Genomic DNA, 18,588 nt, shown 5'->3' with positions numbered 1-18,588 from the left:
AAACTGCCCGACTCCCCGTGAATGCCCTCGATGATGATCCAGCCACTCCCCAGCGCCAGGACAAGAAGCGTTACAAGTCTGGGAGCCCGAAGGCCGCTGCCGCACCAACGCTAATCTACACTCAGAATTCACGCTGTGGATCGAGGCTCAGCTCAGTGGGTCCTTTTCCCACAGCATGCGTGGTGAAAAGTGTCGCGTCGAAGAATGTGTAGTCATGACGTATGTGATTCGACATGGCTGGACAATTCTGGATGAGGCATAGAGTCATGAAAAGAGATGGCAGTTTTCTGCGGGCGGCAGCTGTCGCGGCGGTAGTGTTGGCGGGCGTGTGGCAAGCGGACAGTGCCGCATGGGCGGCAGGAGCGACCCAGGGAGAAGAGGAATCTTGGTATCAAGCCTGGCTTCAGGTTGCGGCGGATACGAGCGTACCGATCCGCAACACCAGGCCGTCCTTGATCTGGCGCACCGACATGGACACCCTTTATCGGGGCGACACCACGGACCAGGGGCTCGAGGCGTTCGAGGACGGGCTGTTGCCCAAAGCCGCAGCCTTCCCGGAGAACGAGTGGATGTACGACTGGTTCGGCCACGGGGCTGGGGCAGGGAAGTCGGTCTACAGCAGTGCAACGCGTAGTCTGCGCATCGCCCAGAGCTTCGCCAAGGAATGGGTGTTCGAGTTCAAAGCCCCGCATGGAGTCGATCAACAGCAATCGGGGGGCCCCATGGGCGGCAGTGAGGCTGAGGTCAGCTTCCCGGGCGGAGTCAAGGGGCACTTTATCAAGCAGGCTTGCAAGAAAAACAATCACGATGATTGCGTAACAAACCCGAATTACCGCGAACCAACCGGCGGCGAGACCATACAGGAGGTTGCTGCGATGCCTATCGACTGGAACCGGATGACACCTCCAGTCGGTCTGGCGTGGATAAAGAGCAAGGAATCTTACTGGGCGGTCAGTTCAGCGGTGATCAACCCGGTACAGGGGGCGGATGTGCTTGCTCATGGGCTGCAGACCAATATTTCGTCGGCACCTAATTTGAGGTTCGTGACCAATCCGGAATCCATCGTCAGTCGCACTTCGGTCATTTTGGCGTTTCGCGACTATAGCGACGCCAAGATCTGGGCAGTCACGGAAGCGCAGAACGGCGGCTGGGTGTATGAAGTCAGACCCAACAGCGTGGCAGTGGATCTGTCAGGGCGCTACACCGGCGGGCGTGAAGGCGCCGTCGCGTTCATCGGCGGTATCAAGAGCGGACTATTGATGAATGCACGCAGGTTCGAGAAGGGTGTGAGCGAACCGGTCGAATGCATCGGCATAGAAAAAGAAGCTTGCCGCCTCGATAACAGGCATCAATAGTTTTCCAACCAATGTCAGCCGCGGCGATGCGCCGGAAACGGTCTATTTGCAGACAAACAAAACCCGCCGAGGCGGCGGGTTTTGTGAGGGTGGCGAAACGACCCACAGGCAGGGAGCCGGTCAGAAATCCGCGAGACGCCAGACTTCATAAGCCGGTGTTTCGTAGGGATGGCTCTGCTTCAGAGCCAGCACCACCGCCTTGATCAAGGCGTCCGCCACCACCAGCTCAACCTTCCATTCGTCCACCCGCTCGACCACTCCGGTCTGCCCGAGAAACGGCTGGCTGCCGTCCAACGGGCGAAACTGACCCTGGCCGAGCACCTGCCACGCGCACTGGTCGTAAGCACCGACCCGCCCGCCTCCGGCGGCGAATACGGCACTCTTGACCTGTTCCACATGGCTCGGTGGCACGAAAAAGCTGAGCTTGTACATGGCCGCTTAGTTAACCCAAACCCGGGCGTTGCGGAACATGCGCATCCATGGCGCGTCTTCGTTCCAGTCTTCCGAGCGCCAGGAGTTCTGCACGGCACGGAAGACCCGCTCAGGGTGCGGCATCATGATGGTGACGCGACCGTCGCGGCTGGTCAGCCCGGTGATCCCGCGCGGCGAGCCGTTCGGGTTGGCCGGGTAGGTCTGGGTGACCTTGCCGTGGTTGTCGACGAAGCGCATGGCCACGCAACCCGACAGGTCGGCTTGCAACAGGGCTTCCTCGCTTTCGAACTCGGCATGACCTTCGCCGTGGGCGATGGCGATCGGCATGCGCGAACCGGCCATGCCCTGCAGGAAGATCGAATTCGACTCCTGGATCTGCACCATCGCCACCCGCGCTTCGAACTGCTCGGAGCGGTTGCGCACGAAGTGCGGCCAGAATTCGCTGCCCGGGATCAGCTCATGCAGGTTGGACATCATCTGGCAACCGTTGCACACGCCCAGGGTGAAACTGTCGGTGCGCTCGAAGAAGCCCTGGAAGGCATCACGGGCACGGGCGTTGAACAGCGCCGACTTGGCCCAGCCTTCACCGGCGCCCAGTACGTCGCCGTAGGAGAAGCCACCGCAGGCGACCAGGCCCTTGAAGTCGTTCAGGTCGACGCGACCGGCGAGGATATCGCTCATGTGCACGTCGATGGCATTGAAGCCGGCACGGTCGAACGCCGCGGCCATTTCCACCTGGCCGTTGACGCCCTGCTCACGCAGCACCGCGACCTGTGGACGAATGCCTTTCTTGATGTACGGCGCGGCGATGTCCTGGTTCACATCGAAGCTGGTCTTGTAGCTCAGGCCCGGGTTGCTCTCGTCCAGCAGGACATCGAACTCCTGGTCGGCGCACTCGGCGTTGTCACGCAGGCGCTGGATGCGGTAGCTGGTTTCCGCCCACTGGCGTTGCAACAGACGACGCTCGCCGGTGAAGACCGTGTCGCCGTCGAAGGTGATGCTGACTTCGCCGTTGTTCAGCGGCTGGCCGATCACCGACACACAGTCGCCCAGGCCCGCGGCACTGAACTGCGCCAGCACATCCGGGGTGGAGTCCTGGCGAACCTGGATCACTGCGCCCAGTTCTTCGTTGAACAGGATGGCCGCGAGGTCGGCGGAGGTTTCCGCCACGCCGTCGAGGTTCAGGTTCAGGCCGCAGTGACCGGCAAAGGCCATTTCCAGCACGGTGGTCAGCAGACCGCCGTCGGAACGGTCGTGGTAGGCCAGCAGGTGACCGTCGGCGTTGAGGCCCTGGATCACTGCGAAGAAGGCCTTCAGGTCTTCGGCGTCGTCGACGTCCGGGGCCTGCTTGCCGAGCTTGCCGTAGACCTGGGCGAGGATCGAGGCGCCCATGCGGTTCTGGCCGCGACCGAGGTCGATCAGGATCAGGTCGGTGGTGCCCTTGTCCATGCGCAGTTGCGGGGTCAGGGTCTGGCGGATATCGGTGACCGGGGCGAAGCCGGTGACGATCAGCGACAGCGGCGAGGTCACGCTCTTGTCGGTGCCTTCGTCTTTCCAGCGGGTGGCCATGGACATGGAGTCCTTGCCCACCGGAATGGTCAGGCCCAGTTCAGGGCACAGTTCCATGCCGACCGCCTTGACGGTGTCGTACAGGCGCGCGTCTTCGCCCGGATGACCGGCAGCGGACATCCAGTTGGCCGACAGCTTGATGTCGGACAGCTTGCCGATCCGCGAAGCGGCGATGTTGGTCAGGACCTCACCGATCGCCATGCGACCGGAAGCCGGGGCGTCCAGCAGGGCCAGCGGCGTACGCTCGCCCATGGCCATGGCTTCACCGGTGTAGACGTCGAAGCTGGTGGCGGTCACGGCCACGTCAGCCACCGGCACCTGCCACGGGCCGACCATCTGGTCGCGGGAGACCAGGCCGGTGATGGTGCGGTCGCCGATGGTGATCAGGAAGCTCTTGCTCGCCACGGCCGGGTGATGCAGGACGCGCTCCACGCACTCGGCCAGCGCCAGGCTGCCCGGGTTGAAGTCGTCGCCCAGTTCGGCTTCACGCACCGCCGAACGGTGCATGCGCGGGGCCTTGCCCAGCAGCACTTCCAGCGGCATGTCCACCGGGCTGTTGCCGAAGTGGCTGTCGGTGACCGTCAGTTGCGGCTCGGCAGTGGCTTCGCCGACCACGGCGAACGGGCAGCGCTCGCGCTCGCAGATCGCCTTGAAGCGTTCAAAGTCCGCCGCGCCGACCGCCAGGACATAACGCTCCTGGGATTCGTTCGACCAGATTTCGTGCGGGGCCATGCCCGGCTCGTCATTGGGAACGTTGCGCAGTTCGAAACGACCGCCGCGGTTACCGTCGTTGACCAGCTCCGGGAAGGCGTTGGACAGACCGCCCGCCCCTACGTCGTGGATGAAGCTGATGGGGTTCTTGTCACCCAGTTGCCAGCAACGGTCGATGACTTCCTGGCAACGACGCTCCATTTCCGGGTTTTCGCGCTGTACCGAAGCGAAATCCAGATCTGCCGAGCTGGTGCCGGTGGCCATCGAGGAAGCCGCGCCGCCGCCCAGGCCGATCAGCATCGCCGGGCCGCCGAGCACGATCAGCTTGGAACCGACGGTGATCTCGCCCTTCTGCACGTGTTCGGCACGGATGTTACCCATGCCGCCGGCCAGCATGATCGGCTTGTGGTAGCCGCGCACTTCGTCGCCACGCGGGGTGGTGATGGATTGTTCGAAGGTACGGAAGTAGCCGGTCAGGGCTGGACGACCGAATTCGTTGTTGAACGCGGCGCCGCCCAGCGGGCCTTCGATCATGATGTCCAGCGCGGTGACGATGCGCTCGGGCTTGCCATAAGGCACTTCCCAAGGCTGCTCGAAACCGGGGATCTGCAGGTTGGACACGGTGAAACCGGTGAGACCGGCTTTCGGCTTGGCGCCGCGACCGGTGGCACCTTCGTCGCGGATCTCGCCGCCGGAACCGGTGGAGGCCCCCGGGAACGGCGCGATGGCGGTCGGGTGGTTGTGGGTCTCGACCTTCATCAGGATGTGCACTGGCTCCTGCACCGCGCCGTACTGGCGGGTTTCAGGATTCGGGAAGAAGCGCCCGGCGACATTGCCGACGATCACCGAGGCGTTGTCCTTGTAGGCCGACAGAACGCCTTCGCTGTGCATCTGGTAGGTGTTCTTGATCATGCCGAACAGGCTTTTTTCCTGGCTCTGGCCGTCGATGTCCCAACTGGCGTTGAAGATCTTGTGACGGCAGTGCTCGGAGTTCGCCTGGGCGAACATCATCAGTTCGATGTCATGCGGGTTGCGCTTGAGCCCGGTGAAGGCGTTCACCAGGTAGTCGATCTCGTCCTCGGCCAGGGCCAGACCCAGTTCGACGTTGGCTTTCTCCAGCGCGGCGCGACCGCCGCCCAGCAGGTCGATGGCCGTCAGCGGCTTGGGCTCGGCGTGGCTGAACAGACCGGCGGCCTGTTCCAGCTGGCCCAGCACGATCTGGGTCATGCGGTCATGCAGGCTGGCGGCGATCAGTTCGGCTTCGGCCTCGCTGAACTGGCCGGCGACGTAGAAGGCGATACCACGCTCCAGGCGCTGGACCTTGCCCAGGCCGCAGTTACGCGCGATGTCGCTGGCCTTGCTCGACCAGGGCGAAATGGTGCCGAAACGCGGCAACACCAGGAACAGACGACCGGTCGGCTCCTGGACCGGCACACTCGGGCCGTATTTCAGCAGGCGGGCCAGCACTTGCTGTTCGTCGCCAGTCAGCACGCCAGTCACTTCGGCGAAATGGGCGAACTCGGCATACAAGCCACTGACAGCCGGAACCTTTTGGCTCAGTTGCTCGAGCAGTTTGCTGTGGCGAAAGGCGGAAAGGGCAGGAGCACCGCGCAGGATCAACATCTTCGGGACAGCCTCGGGAAGGGGGTGTGCTTTGAGGCCGTGCATTCTAGCCTATAACCGCCCGCGACGGCACCCGAAACGGCACGCTTGCCTCACAGCAAATGCCTCTCAAAGCTAAACAATCTATTCCTACAGATTATTACCACCATTCATCAGCACAATTTTATAAAGTTCATACACGCTCAAAAGCCTATTCCTACAGCCTCCAGCCGTTCGCCGGCATCGCTAGCAGACCGACGCGATTCTGTCGAGATATGGCGGCCGGGGTCCTTTGCGTATACTGCGCAGATGTTCTTCCCAACTGCTTTCCGCCCGCGCTGTGCCAGGTGGCTCATCGCAACCGGAATCCTCCTGATGCTCAGTGCCTGTGTTGATAAACCCAGCACACTCGAGCGTGTAAAGGAGGACGGCGTGCTGCGCGTGATCACCCGCAACAGTCCGGCCACCTATTTCCAGGACCGCAACGGCGAAACCGGCTTCGAGTACGAGCTGGTCAAGCGCTTCGCCGATGACCTGGGGGTCAAGCTGGAGATCGAGACCGCCGACAACCTCGACGATCTGTTCGATCAGCTGGGCAAGCCCAACGGCCCGGTGCTGGCCGCCGCCGGCCTGGTCAGCAGCGACGAGCGCAAGCCGCAGGCACGCTTTTCCCACCCGTATCTTGAAGTCACCCCGCAGATCATCTATCGCAACGGCCAGTCCCGCCCCACCACTCCGGCGGACCTGGTGGGCAAGCGCATCACGGTGCTCAAGGGCAGCACCCATGCCGAACAACTGGCCGAGCTGAAAAAGCAGAATCCCGCGATCGAATATGAAGAGTCCGACGCGGTCGAGGTGGTCGACCTGCTGCGCATGGTCGACGAGGGCCAGATCGACCTGACCCTGGTGGACTCCAACGAAGTGGCGATGAACCAGGTCTACTTCCCCAACGTGCGGGTTGCCTTCGACCTCGGCGATGCGCGCAACCAGCGTTGGGCGGTGGCCCCGGGCGACGACAACAGCCTGCTCAACGAGATCAACGCCTACCTCGACAAGGTGCAGCAGAACGGCACCCTGCAACGCCTGAAGGATCGCTATTACGGGCATGTCGATGTCCTCGGCTATGTCGGCGCCTATACCTTCGCCCAGCATTTGCAGCAACGGCTGCCCAAGTACGAGAAACACTTCCGCGCCTCGGCCAAGGACGAGAAAATCGACTGGCGGTTGCTGGCGGCCATCGGTTACCAGGAGTCGATGTGGCAACCGGCTGTCACCTCCAAGACCGGCGTGCGCGGCCTGATGATGCTGACCCAGAGCACGGCCCAGGCGATGGGCGTGTCCAACCGACTGGATGCCCGGCAGAGCATCAGCGGTGGGGCGAAGTACCTGGTGTACATGAAGGATCAGTTGGACGAGCAGATCGAAGAGCCGGACCGCACCTGGTTTGCGCTGGCGGCGTACAACGTCGGCAGCGGCCACCTGGACGACGCGCGCAAGCTGGCCGAGAAGGAAGGCCTGAATCCGAACAAGTGGTTGGACGTGAAGAAAATGCTGCCGCGCCTGTCGCAGAAGCAGTGGTACAGAAAGACCCGCTACGGTTACGCCCGGGGCGGCGAACCGGTGCATTTCGTCGCCAACATCCGCCGTTACTACGACATCCTCACCTGGGTGACCCAGCCGCAGCTGGAAGGCAGCCAGGTGGCGGACAGCAACCTGCATGTGCCGGGCGTGGACAAGACCAAGCCGACCGAGCAGCCGCCGCAGCTCTGACCCGAAGCTGAACACCGCCCCAACTGATACCGTCCTGAACCTTGCCCGCGACTACCGCCAACACGGCCCCTGCCATCTCGGCCTCAACTCGCAACCACGGCCAACGCGGTCTTTGTAGGAGCCGGCTTGCTGGCGATGGCGGTTTATCAGGCGACAACGATATCGGATGTGAGGTCGCTATCGCCAGCAAGCCGGCTCCTACAGGTTTTGCGTTCAGTCAGGTTGGATAAGGTCGAGCCTCAGGCCTTCGCCGCAGCCGCCAGGATCAGCGCCTTCATCTCCGCCACCGCGCCCTTGAATCCGACGAACAGCGCATGCGCCACCAGCGCATGACCGATGTTCAGCTCGTTGATCCCCGGGATCGCCGCCACCGCCTCGACGTTGTGGTAATGCAGGCCATGCCCGGCATTGACGATCAGCCCCTGGGCCACACCGAACGCCACGCCATCGGCGATGCGCTGCAGCTCTTCGGCGACTTCCGCCGGCGTTTGCGCATCGGCATAACGTCCGGTGTGCAACTCGATGGCCGGCGCCCCGACCCGCTTGGACGCAGCGATCTGACGCTCGTCGGCATCGATGAACAACGACACTTCGCTGCCGATCCTGCTCAGGCGCTCCACCGCCGCCTTGATCCGCGCCTCCTGCCCCGCCACGTCCAGGCCGCCTTCAGTGGTCAGTTCCTGACGGGTTTCCGGCACCAGGCAGATATGCGCCGGACGAATGCGCTCGGCAAAGGCCATCATCTCTTCGGTCACGCCCATCTCGAAGTTCATCCGCGTCTGCAACACATCCTTGAGCAGCAGCACGTCACGCTCCTGGATATGCCGGCGGTCTTCGCGCAGGTGCACGGTGATGCCGTCGGCGCCCGCCTCTTCGGCATCCAGCGCAGCCTTGACCGGATCGGGGTAACGGGTGCCCCGGGCCTGACGCAGGGTAGCAACGTGGTCGATGTTCACGCCGAGAAGGATACGAGTGCTGGTGCTCACGGAAAGACTCCTGAAGAGTGGAAGATTCGACGCACAGCATACACGTCGGCCGCGGCCTTTACGGCCCGTTCTGTGAGTCGATTGCGGATGCCAGGGGGCCATGCCCCGCCGCTCAGGGCTTGCGAAACAACTCGCGACTGACCAGCGGCTTGCCGCCCAGGTGCACCGCCAGGGCCTGGCGCATCAGGCGCTTGGCCGCCGCCAGGGCGCCCGCCGCCGTCCAGTCGGCCTGCGCCATGGCCAGCAGCTCGGTGCCCTGGAACAGTCCCGGTTGCAACAGGTAGACCCGCTCCAGGCCGGCATCGACCTGCAGGCGGTACAACCCGTCCGCCGCCACGGGCTCGCCGTGAATGTCCTGGTCCAGGGAAAAGCCGTAGCCGAGGTCGTCCAGCAGCCGCCATTCGAAGGCGCGCAACAGCGGTTCGAGCGGCCGGCCCTCGGCCAGGGCCAGCAAGGTCGCGGCGTAGTGGTCGAAGAGCGCGGGGTGCGGGTCTTCGGCGGGAAGCAGGCGGATCAGCAGCTCGTTGAGGTAGAGGCCACTGAACAGCGCCTCGCCGTTGAGCCAGGTGGAGACCCCGGCGCTTTCCATCCGGCCGACATTCTTCAGCTCGCCGCGACCGCGAAACTCCACCTCGAGGGGAACGAAGGGCCGCGCCAGGGTCCCGGCCTTGCCTCGCGCACTGCGCAGCACGGCGCGCAGCCGGCCTTGCGGCGTGATGAAGTCCACCAGGGCACTGCTTTCACGGTAGGCGCGGGAGTGGAGGACGTAGGCGGGTTGGCTGGGAGGGGGCTGGGTGGACATCGGCGTATGAATGTCTCTGAAGGCTATTGCTTGTGTGGCAAGAGGCCGGAGGCCTCTCGCCACAGGGGGCCGCGTTACAGGTCGCCGTAACCCAACGAACGCAGGGCACGCTCATCATCGGACCAGCCACCCTTCACCTTGACCCAGAGGTTGAGCATGATCTTCGAATCGAACAGCAGCTCCATGTCCTTGCGCGCCTCGCTGCCGATACGCTTGATGCGCTCGCCCTTGTCGCCAATGATGATCTTCTTCTGGCCGTCACGTTCGACGAGGATCAACGCATGAATATGCAGGGTCTTGCCCTGCTGCTTGAACTCTTCGATTTCCACGGTGATCTGGTAAGGCAGCTCGGCCCCCAGCTGACGCATGATTTTCTCGCGCACCAGTTCCGCCGCGAGGAAACGACTGCTGCGGTCGGTGATCTGGTCTTCCGGGAAAAAGTGCTCGTTTTCCGGCAGGTGCCCACCGATCAGGCCTTCCAGGACATCAAGGTTGTGCCCCTGCTGCGCCGAGATCGGCACGATCTGCGCCTTGGGCAACTGTTCCTGCAACCAGGTCAGGTGCGGCATCAGCTCGGCCTTGTCGTCGATCCGGTCGGTCTTGTTCAGCGCCACGATGACCGGGCCTTCGACGTACTGGATGCGTTCCAGGACCATCTGGTCCTCTTCGGTCCAGCGGGTACGGTCGACCACGAAGATCACCACGTCGACGTCTTTCAACGCCGCCGAGGCGGTCTTGTTCATGTAGCGGTTCAGGGCCTTCTCGCCGCCCTTGTGCATGCCGGGGGTATCCACGTAGATCGCCTGCACGGCGCCCTCGGTCTTGATCCCGAGCATGTTGTGGCGAGTGGTCTGGGGCTTGCGCGAGGTGATCGCCAGTTTCTGCCCGAGGATATGGTTCAGCAGCGTGGACTTGCCCACGTTCGGCCGGCCGACGATGGCGACGTAGCCGCAGCGGGTTGCCGTTGAATCAGTCATTGCCATTCTCCACGCCCAGGGCGATCAGTGCCGATGCCGCCGCTACCTGTTCGGCAATACGACGGCTCACGCCCTGGCCTCGGCTTTTTTCATTCAAGAGGGTGATCTCGCACTCGACGAAGAACGTCCGGCAGTGCGGCTCACCCTGGATATCCACCACTTCGTAACGCGGCAGCTCGCAGGCCCGGGACTGCAGAAACTCCTGCAACCGGGTCTTGGGATCCTTGTTGGTGTCCACCAGCGTCAGGCTGTCGAACTCCGAGGTCAGCCAGGCCAACACCCGGTCCCGTGCGGTTTCCATACCGGCATCCAGGTAAATGGCGCCAATCAGGGCTTCCAGGGCATCGGCGAGAATCGATTCACGGCGAAAACCACCGCTTTTCAACTCGCCGGAGCCCAGGCGCAGGTATTCGCCCAACTCGAAACCACGGGCCAGGACCGCCAGTGTTTCACCTTTCACCAGGCGTGCGCGCAAACGCGACAACTGGCCTTCGCGGGCCTGGGGGAAGCGCTCGAACAGCGCTTCGCCGGCGACGAAGTTGAGAATGGCATCACCGAGGAATTCCAGGCGCTCGTTGTTGCGCCCGGCAAAACTGCGGTGGGTCAGGGCCAGGAGCATCAGCTCCGGGTCCTTGAAGGTATAGCCGAGCTGACGCTCGAGACGGCTTAAAGACACGCTCACGGTTTACCCACGCTGAATTCGTGGTCGAACTTGACCACCAGATCGATGTTCTGGATCAGCGGATCACGCTGCTCATATTTCAAGTGGGCAAGGAACCGGTTGTTCTCCAACGTCACGCTTAACGCCTTGTTCAAATCCACATCCTGAATGCTGTTGACCTGCATGCCGCGGGCAACATGGGTATAAAAGTCGGTGACGGTGGTGATATCCGCCGCCTTGTCGGTTTCCACCGACATGATGATTCTCTTCATCGACATATAGTCGAGGTAATGCGGGACCACCTTCAACGCGGCGCTGGCCGCAAAGGCAACCACCGCCAGGGTCAGCAACCAGCCGAAAAACGACAGGCCTTTTTGCGAGTGAGCAGATGTCATCTTCATGGTCCTGCGGCACCTGAAAAAGCACTCGGCGCTGTGTTCACAGCGCCGGGTTTGGTTACTTGATCAGACCGACCCGGGAAAAATTCGGGAAACGGCTGAGTTTCGGCTCGGGCCAGCTCATCCAGACCGCGAAGGCCTTGCCGACGATGTTCTCGTCGGGAACCATGCCCAGCAGCTCCTTGGGAATAGTGGGGTCGTCCCAGTAGCGGCTGTCGTTGGAGTTGTCGCGGTTGTCGCCCATCATGAAGTAATGGCCGGCCGGGACCTTCCACTCGTGATCAGGCGGCGCGCGATAGCGGCCCATTTCCTTGCGGATATAGTGCTCGACGGCGCCCAGTTGCTCCTTGTAGAGCTCGGCGCTGCCCAACATGCCTGGCTCCGCGCCCATCAGCTGTTCGGCCACCGACTGGCCATTGACGAACAGCCGCTTGTCACTGGTATAGCGCACCACGTCGCCCGGCAAGCCCACTACACGCTTGATGTAGTTGACATTGGGGTCGCTCGGGTAACGGAACACCATCACATCGCCGCGCTGCGGATCACCGACCGGGATGACTTTCTTGTCGATCACCGGCAAGCGAATCCCATAGGAAAACTTGTTCACCAGGATGAAGTCGCCGACATCCAGGGTCGGTTTCATCGAGCCGGAAGGGATCTGGAACGGTTCCACCAGGAACGAACGCAGCACCAACACGATGAACAGCACCGGGAAGAAGGATTTGCCGTATTCAACCAGCAAAGGCTCCTTGTTCAGCTTTTCGACCACCTCCCCATCGGGCTGCGTCACGCTGCCCTGATAGGCAGAGATGGCGGCACGCCGACGAGGCGCCAGAAAGACCAGATCGAGCAACGCCAACACACCGCAGACGGCGACGGCGATGACCAGCAACAGCGGGAAATTTAGTGACATAGGACCTAACTATCCAACCTGAGCACTGCAAGGAAGGCTTCTTGTGGAATCTCCACGCTACCCACTTGCTTCATGCGTTTCTTACCGGCCTTCTGCTTTTCCAACAGCTTGCGCTTACGGCTGACGTCACCGCCGTAGCATTTGGCCAGTACGTTCTTTCTGAGCGCCTTGACGGTTGTCCGCGCCACGATCTGCCCGCCAATGGCGGCCTGGATGGCAACGTCGAACATCTGACGAGGAATCAGTTCTTTCATCTTCTCGGTCAACGCACGACCTTTGTAATGCGCATTGTCACGATGCACGATCAACGCCAGGGCGTCGACCTTTTCACCGTTGATCAGTACATCCAGCTTGACCAGGTTGGCCGACTGGTAACGATCAAAATGATAGTCCAGCGAAGCATAGCCGCGACTGGTGGATTTGAGACGGTCAAAGAAGTCCAGGACCACTTCGTTCATCGGCAAATCGTAGGTCACTTGCACCTGGGTGCCGAGGAACAGCATGTCATGCTGGATCCCGCGCTTCTCGATGCACAGGGTAATGACGTTGCCCAGGTGCTCCTGCGGTACAAGAATATTGGCCCGCACGATCGGTTCCCGCATGTCTTCGATGGCGGACAGGTCCGGCAGCTTGGACGGGTTGTCGACGTAAACGGTTTCGCCGTTCTTGAGCAGCAGCTCGAAGATTACCGTCGGCGCTGTGGTGATCAGGTCCAGGTCGTACTCGCGCTCCAGGCGCTCCTGGATGATCTCCATGTGCAGCATGCCGAGGAACCCGCAACGGAAGCCGAAGCCCAGGGCGTCGGAGCTTTCCGGGGTGTATTGCAGCGAGGAGTCGTTCAGCGTCAGCTTTTGCAGGGCTTCGCGGAAGTCCTCGAAATCGTCCGAACTGACCGGAAACAGGCCGGCGTAGACCTGCGGCTGGATACGCTTGAAGCCCGGCAGCACGTCGACATCGGGGGTCGAGCTCAGGGTCAGGGTGTCACCCACCGGCGCACCGTGGATGTCCTTGATACCGGCGATGATGAAGCCCACTTCACCGGCCTTGAGATCGGCGGTGGCGGTGTGTTTCGGGTTGAAGACGCCGACGCTGTCCACCAGGTGGATCTTGCCGGTGGACTTGACCAGGATCTTGTCGCCCTTCTTCACGCGGCCGTGGCGCACGCGCACCAGGGATACGACGCCCAGGTAGTTGTCGAACCAGGAGTCGATGATCAACGCTTGCAGCGGATCTTCGATATTGCCGGTCGGCGCGGGAATGGTGGTCACCAGGCGCTCGAGCACTTCGTCGACACCCAGACCGGTCTTGGCGCTGCAGGTGACGGCGTCGGTGGCGTCGATACCGATGATCTTCTCGATCTCTTCCTTCACACGGTCCGGTTCGGCCTGGGGCAGGTCGATCTTGTTCAGCACCGGCATGACTTCCAGGCCCTGCTCGATGGCCGTGTAGCAGTTGGCGACGGACTGGGCTTCGACGCCCTGGCCGGCGTCCACCACCAGCAATGCACCCTCACAGGCCGCCAGGGAACGGCTGACTTCGTAGGTGAAGTCGACGTGGCCGGGGGTGTCGATGAAGTTCAACTGATAGGTGATGCCGTCGCGGGCCTTGTAGTACAGGGTAACGCTGTGGGCCTTGATGGTGATCCCGCGCTCGCGCTCGAGGTCCATGGAATCCAGCACCTGCGCTTCCATCTCGCGCTCGGCCAGGCCGCCGCAGATCTGGATGAAGCGATCGGCCAGAGTCGACTTGCCATGGTCAATGTGGGCGATGATGGAGAAATTGCGGATATGACTCAAATCACTCACGGGTCAACACTCAAAAAGGTTGCAGGCAGACTGCCCGCCGAAAAATAGCCGGGAATTGTACCTGATGCGCGGCCAAGGCGTCACGTGAACAGGCCGGACGGCAGAGACAAAAAAGCCTCTGTCACTGGACAGAGGCTTTTTCCTGGATCATTTGCCGCTCGATCGCCGCATCATCCTGCCCGGCGCAACAGCCAGACACCGGCCACCGCGCAGATCGCCGCCGGCACCACCACCGCCAGCAGCGGCGGGAAGCCGAACACCAGGCTCGACGGCCCCAGCAGGTCCTGGGCGATACGGAAGGTGAAGCCCACCAGCACGCCGGTGAACACCCGCTGCCCCAGGGTCACCGAACGCAACGGGCCGAAAATGAAGGAAATCGCCATCAAGACCAGCGCCGCGGTCACCAGCGGCTGCAAGACCTTGACCCAGAACGCCAGCCAGTAGCGGCCGTTCGCCAGCCCCTGGTCCGCCAGGTAGTGGATGTAACTCCACAGGCCGCTGATCGACAGCGCCTCGGGCACCATCACCACGGTACTCAGCAGGTTCGGGCTCAAGGCCACGTCCCAGCCCTCTTCCGGCACATTGATCACTTCGGTGTGGTCGCCACGGAAATAGGTGGTGGTGACGTCCGTCAGCTGCCACTTGTCCTTGTCGAAGTTCGCCCGCTTGGCAAAGCTCGACGACAGCATGTGGCGCTCGCTGTCGAAGTGATAGCGGGTCACCCCGTACAGCACGCCGTTGGGCTGCACGGCGTTGATATGAATGAACTCGTCACCCTGGCGATGCCACAGGCCGTTGCGGGAACTCTGGGCATCCCCCGAACCCTGGGCCAGGGCCTTGGCCGCCTGGGCCTTGCTCTCGGTCGCCGGGGCGACGTACTCGCCGACCAGCACACCGATCAGCATCAGCAACAGCATCGGCTTCATCACCGCCCAGACGATACGCCCGATGGACACCCCCGCCGCGCGCATGATGGTCAGTTCGCTGCTGCTGGCCAGGCTGCCCAGGCCGATCAGGCAACCGATCAGGCCGGCCATCGGCAACATGTCGTAGACCCGGCGCGGCGCCGTGAGCACGACAAAGCTCAGCACATCCCTCCAGGTGTAGGTATCGGAGAGGCTGCCCATCTCATCGATGAAGGCAAACAGCGAGGCCAGCCCGAGGATGATCCCCAGTACCGCGAGGATCGCCATGAACACACTGCTACCGATGTAGCGATCGAGCTTAACCACGAGCCATCTCCTTCACAGTGCGACGACTCGCCAGTTTCAAACGCAGGGGTTCCCAATACAGCAGCCCCAGGCCGATGGCCAGGAACAGGCCGTGCACCCACCACATGCCCAATGCCGGCGACAGATTGCCCTTCTCCAGCGAGCCGCGGGCCGAAATCAGCATGGTCAGGTAGGCCATATAAAGGAGGATCGCCGGCAGCAGCTTGAGGAAACGGCCCTGACGCGGGTTGACCCGCGACAGCGGCACGGCCATCAGGGTCACGATAAACACCAGCAGGGGCAGCGAGAGACGCCATTGCAACTCGGCGACCGCCTTCAGCTCCGGGTTACCGAACAGGCTGGACGTGGTCATTGCATCACGGTCGGTGACCTCTTCGCTGATCTCGGGCTTGGGCAGCATGACGCCGTAGGTGTCGTACTTGATCGCCCGATAATCGGCCATCCCCGGACTGCCGTCATAGCGATAGCCGTTTTCGAGGATCAGGAAGCGATTACCGTCCTTTTGCACTTCCTGGCGGCCCTTCTCGGCCACCAGCACGGAAATGCCACGGTCCTTCTTGTTCACGCCGAAGCGTTTTTCCGAGATGAACACACCGCCCAGGTTCGCCCGGTCATCGGACAACTGCTCGGTGTAGGTGACCCGTGAGCCATCGTTCAGCTCCTGGAAGCGGCCCGGCACCAAGGTGTCGAACTCGGTCATCGCGTCCTGCTGGTTGAGCAGCAGCTGGAATTGCAGGGCGCCCTTGGGCGCCAGGCTCAGGCTGATCCAGGCGACGAGCAGCGCCACCAGCAGCGCCGGCACCATGGTCATGCCCAGCAGGCGTTGCTGGCTCATGCCGGTAGCGGACAGCACGGTCATTTCGCTTTCGAGATAGAGCCGTCCATAGGCCAGCAGAATCCCGAGGAACAAGCCCAGCGGCAGGATCAGTTGCAGGAAACCGGGCAGGCGAAAGCCCATGATCAGGAACAGCGAGCCCGGGTCCAATTGACCCGAGGCGGCCTGGGCCAGGAACTTGACGAAGCGCCCGCTCATGGTGATGACCAGCAGCACGGCGCTGACGGCGCTCAAGGTGACCAGGACTTCGCGGGACAGATAACGAAAAACAATCAAACCAGACACTCCAGGGTTGTCAGGCTAAGGTGGCCGAACAAGCAAGCATAGGCACTGCCAGAAGGCCCGCGGCGGCGAGCCGTTCAAAAAGAGGCGCATTATCCTGTGATTGCTCCCGGCTGTCACTGCGCACTTGCCTACCCTTCTCCTTTATTGGGACTTGCCCCCAGCCAGCGGCGAGGTTCAAACTGCCGCCTTTGCCGAAGGCCACGCCATTGCGTCGCCCTGCTCCGGCGCAGAGCCGTCTCTGCGCCCTTTGACCTATATTCAGAGACCCGGACATGGAACTGGTTGTAAAAAGCGTCAGCCCAGAAACGTTGAAAACCGCCACCCTGGTACTCGCCGTCGGCGAAAGCCGCACACTCGGCGCGACCGCCAGCAAAGTCGATGAACTCAGCGGTGGCGCCATCAGCGCCCTCCTCAAGCGCGGCGACCTGGCCGGCAAGGTCGGCCAGACCCTGCTGCTGCACAGCCTGCCCAACCTCAAGGCCGAGCGCGTGCTGCTGGTGGGCGTGGGCAAGGACGCCGAACTCGGCGACCGCCCGTTCCGCAAGGCCGTTGCCGCGATCCTCGCCACCCTCAAGGGCCTGGGCGGCAGCGATGCCGTGCTCGCTCTTGACGACCTGGTGGTCAAGGGCCGCGACAGCTACGGCAAGACCCGCCTGCTGGCCGAAAGCCTGCTGGACGGTGAATACAGCTTCGAGCAGTTCAAGAGCCAGAAGTCCGAACCCCGCGCCCTGAAGAAAATCACCCTGGTGACCATCAAGGCCGCGCAAGCCGAAGTCGAACGCGCCATCAGCCACGCCCGCGCCATCGCCGGCGGCATGGCTTTCACCCGCGACCTGGGCAACCTGCCACCGAACATCTGCCACCCGAGCTACCTCGCCGAACAGGCGAAGAACCTCGGCAAGGCGAACAAGGGCCTGAAGGTCGAGATCTTTGACGAGAAGAAGATCAAGGAAATGGGCATGGGCTCGTTCTACGCCGTGGGCCAGGGCAGCGACCAGCCGCCCCGCCTGATCGTCATGCAGTACAACGGTGGCAAGAAATCCGAGAAGCCGTACGCCCTGGTCGGCAAGGGCATCACCTTCGACACCGGTGGCATCAGCCTCAAGCCGGGCGCGGGCATGGACGAGATGAAGTACGACATGGGCGGTTCCGCCAGCGTGTTCGGCACCCTGCACGCCGTGCTCGCCCTGCAACTGCCGATCAACCTGGTGTGCATCCTGGCCTGTGCCGAGAACATGCCGAGCGGCGGCGCGAGCCGTCCGGGCGACATCGTCACCACCCTCAGCGGCCAGACCGTGGAAATCCTCAACACCGACGCCGAAGGCCGCCTGGTGCTGTGCGATGCCCTGACCTACGCCGAACGCTTCAAGCCCCAGGCGGTGATCGATATCGCCACCCTGACCGGTGCCTGCGTGGTGGCCCTCGGCGCCCACACTTCGGGCCTGCTGGGCAACAACGACGAACTGATCGAGCAACTGCTGAGCGCCGGCCGGCAAGCCGACGACCGTGCCTGGCAACTGCCGCTGTTCGATGAATACCAGGAACAGCTGGACAGCCCGTTCGCCGACATGGCCAACATCGGCGGGCCGAAGGCCGGCACCATCACCGCGGCGTGCTTCCTGTCGCGCTTCGCCAAGCAGTTCAACTGGGCGCACCTGGACATCGCCGGCACCGCCTGGACCAGTGGCGGCAAGGACAAGGGCGCCACCGGCCGTCCGGTCCCCCTGCTGACCCAGTACCTGCTGGACCGCGCCAAGGCCTGACCCTGAGCCTGCCGGGCGGCGTGCGCCAATGACGCCGCCCGGAATCCGGAAATCCCTATGACCCAAGTCGACTTCTATATCCTTCCCAGCGCGGATCCTTCGGCACGCCTGGACTTTGCCTGCAAGCTGACCGAAAAAGCCTGGCGCCTGGGGCACAAGGTCTACCTGCATTGCAGCGACAGCGCCCAGCGCGATGAGCTGGACGCGCGCCTGTGGCGGTTCAAGGGTGAAAGTTTCGTGCCCCACGGCCCGGCGGAAAGCGAGCCGGAAGGCTGCGTGGTGCTGGGGCTGGGCGAAAATCCGGGCACTCACCAGGACCTGCTGGTGAACCTCGACATGAAGGTACCACCCTTTGCCTCGCGCTTTGCCCGCGTGGCGGAAGTGGTGGTGGAAGACCCGGTGATTCGCCAAGCGGCGCGGGACAGTTTCCGCTTCTACCGCGAACAGGGCTATCCTCTGCAAGATCACCGTCTACAGCGACTTTGAGCACCC

Annotated in this window: 15 protein-coding genes; 4 read left to right on the top strand and 11 right to left on the bottom strand. The window is 62.6% G+C overall.

Going from position 1 to position 18,588, the window contains the following annotated elements; translation table 11 throughout:
• Window positions 1-266: 266 nt before the first annotated feature.
• Complete coding sequence (locus UCMB321_RS05545; protein ID WP_157015852.1) at window positions 267-1,355, top strand: scabin-related ADP-ribosyltransferase; 1,089 nt, start codon at window positions 267-269, stop codon at window positions 1,353-1,355.
• Window positions 1,356-1,475: 120 nt separating this feature from the next.
• On the opposite strand, the gene UCMB321_RS05540 is transcribed toward UCMB321_RS05545, so the two are convergent.
• Together UCMB321_RS05540 and purL are read right to left on the bottom strand one after the other, a co-directional pair.
• Entirely contained in the window at window positions 1,476-1,787 is a 312-nt protein-coding gene (locus tag UCMB321_RS05540) for a YqfO family protein (protein WP_040064494.1), read from the bottom strand.
• 6 nt (window positions 1,788-1,793) lie between these two features.
• Window positions 1,794-5,690, bottom strand: a complete 3,897-nt coding sequence (purL, locus tag UCMB321_RS05535) for a phosphoribosylformylglycinamidine synthase (protein WP_040064493.1) — start codon at window positions 5,688-5,690, stop codon at window positions 1,794-1,796.
• A gap of 288 nt (window positions 5,691-5,978) precedes the next feature.
• On the opposite strand from purL, the gene mltF reads away from it, so the two are divergent.
• The gene (mltF, locus tag UCMB321_RS05530) at window positions 5,979-7,439 is read left to right on the top strand and encodes a membrane-bound lytic murein transglycosylase MltF (RefSeq protein WP_040064492.1); all 1,461 of its coding nucleotides are present in this window, start codon (window positions 5,979-5,981) and stop codon (window positions 7,437-7,439) included.
• A gap of 239 nt (window positions 7,440-7,678) precedes the next feature.
• On the opposite strand, the gene pdxJ is transcribed toward mltF, so the two are convergent.
• The 9 genes from pdxJ to lptF form a co-directional block, all read right to left on the bottom strand.
• Window positions 7,679-8,425 (bottom strand): pyridoxine 5'-phosphate synthase, encoded by a 747-nt coding sequence (pdxJ, locus tag UCMB321_RS05525; protein ID WP_040064491.1) that lies wholly within the window; start codon window positions 8,423-8,425, stop codon window positions 7,679-7,681.
• A 112-nt stretch (window positions 8,426-8,537) separates the two neighbouring features.
• Window positions 8,538-9,227: a DNA repair protein RecO gene (gene recO, locus UCMB321_RS05520; protein ID WP_040064490.1), complete on the bottom strand. Its 690-nt coding sequence runs from the start codon at window positions 9,225-9,227 to the stop codon at window positions 8,538-8,540.
• Between the two features lie 74 nt (window positions 9,228-9,301).
• On the bottom strand, window positions 9,302-10,204 hold the full coding sequence (gene era / locus UCMB321_RS05515; protein WP_040064489.1) for a GTPase Era: 903 nt from the start codon (window positions 10,202-10,204) through the stop codon (window positions 9,302-9,304).
• The gene (gene rnc, locus UCMB321_RS05510) at window positions 10,197-10,886 is read right to left on the bottom strand and encodes a ribonuclease III (protein ID WP_040064488.1); all 690 of its coding nucleotides are present in this window, start codon (window positions 10,884-10,886) and stop codon (window positions 10,197-10,199) included. Before rnc ends, era begins: the two co-directional genes overlap by 8 nt.
• Entirely contained in the window at window positions 10,883-11,260 is a 378-nt protein-coding gene (locus UCMB321_RS05505) for a DUF4845 domain-containing protein (RefSeq protein ID WP_040064487.1), read from the bottom strand. The genes rnc and UCMB321_RS05505 overlap by 4 nt, the downstream gene beginning before the upstream one ends.
• Before the next feature lie 61 nt (window positions 11,261-11,321).
• Window positions 11,322-12,176, bottom strand: a complete 855-nt coding sequence (gene lepB, locus UCMB321_RS05500) for a signal peptidase I (protein ID WP_040064486.1) — start codon at window positions 12,174-12,176, stop codon at window positions 11,322-11,324.
• A gap of 5 nt (window positions 12,177-12,181) precedes the next feature.
• The gene (gene lepA / locus UCMB321_RS05495; RefSeq protein ID WP_040064485.1) at window positions 12,182-13,981 is read right to left on the bottom strand and encodes a translation elongation factor 4; all 1,800 of its coding nucleotides are present in this window, start codon (window positions 13,979-13,981) and stop codon (window positions 12,182-12,184) included.
• Between the two features lie 170 nt (window positions 13,982-14,151).
• Window positions 14,152-15,213 carry an LPS export ABC transporter permease LptG gene (lptG, locus tag UCMB321_RS05490; protein WP_040064484.1) on the bottom strand — a complete coding sequence of 354 codons (1,062 nt, stop codon included), beginning with the start codon at window positions 15,211-15,213 and terminating at the stop codon, window positions 14,152-14,154.
• Window positions 15,206-16,324, bottom strand: a complete 1,119-nt coding sequence (gene lptF / locus UCMB321_RS05485) for an LPS export ABC transporter permease LptF (RefSeq protein ID WP_040064483.1) — start codon at window positions 16,322-16,324, stop codon at window positions 15,206-15,208. Before lptF ends, lptG begins: the two co-directional genes overlap by 8 nt.
• Window positions 16,325-16,605: 281 nt before the next feature.
• Here lptF and UCMB321_RS05480 point away from each other — a divergent pair, with 281 nt between their 5' ends.
• Together UCMB321_RS05480 and UCMB321_RS05475 are read left to right on the top strand one after the other, a co-directional pair.
• Window positions 16,606-18,096 carry a leucyl aminopeptidase gene (locus UCMB321_RS05480; protein WP_040064482.1) on the top strand — a complete coding sequence of 497 codons (1,491 nt, stop codon included), beginning with the start codon at window positions 16,606-16,608 and terminating at the stop codon, window positions 18,094-18,096.
• 57 nt (window positions 18,097-18,153) lie between these two features.
• The gene (locus UCMB321_RS05475) at window positions 18,154-18,582 is read left to right on the top strand and encodes a DNA polymerase III subunit chi (protein ID WP_040064481.1); all 429 of its coding nucleotides are present in this window, start codon (window positions 18,154-18,156) and stop codon (window positions 18,580-18,582) included.
• Window positions 18,583-18,588: the final 6 nt, after the last annotated feature.

Origin of the sequence: Pseudomonas batumici (genome assembly GCF_000820515.1) — a bacterium.
In the GTDB taxonomy this organism is placed as follows: domain Bacteria; phylum Pseudomonadota; class Gammaproteobacteria; order Pseudomonadales; family Pseudomonadaceae; genus Aquipseudomonas; species Aquipseudomonas batumici.
Note: the sequence above shows the minus strand (reverse complement) of the source record. Positions and strands in the feature narration are given on the sequence as shown.

What these genes read in the sequence shown, in the direction of transcription:
- purL (WP_040064493.1), bottom strand. Translation starts at nt 5,690, where the DNA reads ATGTTGATCCTGCGCGGTGCTCCTGCCCTTTCCGCCTTTCGCCACAGC.
- UCMB321_RS05505 (WP_040064487.1), bottom strand. Translation starts at nt 11,260, where the DNA reads ATGACATCTGCTCACTCGCAAAAAGGCCTGTCGTTTTTCGGCTGGTTG.
- era (WP_040064489.1), bottom strand. Translation starts at nt 10,204, where the DNA reads ATGACTGATTCAACGGCAACCCGCTGCGGCTACGTCGCCATCGTCGGC.
- UCMB321_RS05540 (WP_040064494.1), bottom strand. Translation starts at nt 1,787, where the DNA reads ATGTACAAGCTCAGCTTTTTCGTGCCACCGAGCCATGTGGAACAGGTC.
- UCMB321_RS05480 (WP_040064482.1), top strand. Translation starts at nt 16,606, where the DNA reads ATGGAACTGGTTGTAAAAAGCGTCAGCCCAGAAACGTTGAAAACCGCC.
- UCMB321_RS05545 (WP_157015852.1), top strand. Translation starts at nt 267, where the DNA reads ATGAAAAGAGATGGCAGTTTTCTGCGGGCGGCAGCTGTCGCGGCGGTA.
- recO (WP_040064490.1), bottom strand. Translation starts at nt 9,227, where the DNA reads ATGTCCACCCAGCCCCCTCCCAGCCAACCCGCCTACGTCCTCCACTCC.
- mltF (WP_040064492.1), top strand. Translation starts at nt 5,979, where the DNA reads ATGTTCTTCCCAACTGCTTTCCGCCCGCGCTGTGCCAGGTGGCTCATC.
- UCMB321_RS05475 (WP_040064481.1), top strand. Translation starts at nt 18,154, where the DNA reads ATGACCCAAGTCGACTTCTATATCCTTCCCAGCGCGGATCCTTCGGCA.
- lepB (WP_040064486.1), bottom strand. Translation starts at nt 12,176, where the DNA reads ATGTCACTAAATTTCCCGCTGTTGCTGGTCATCGCCGTCGCCGTCTGC.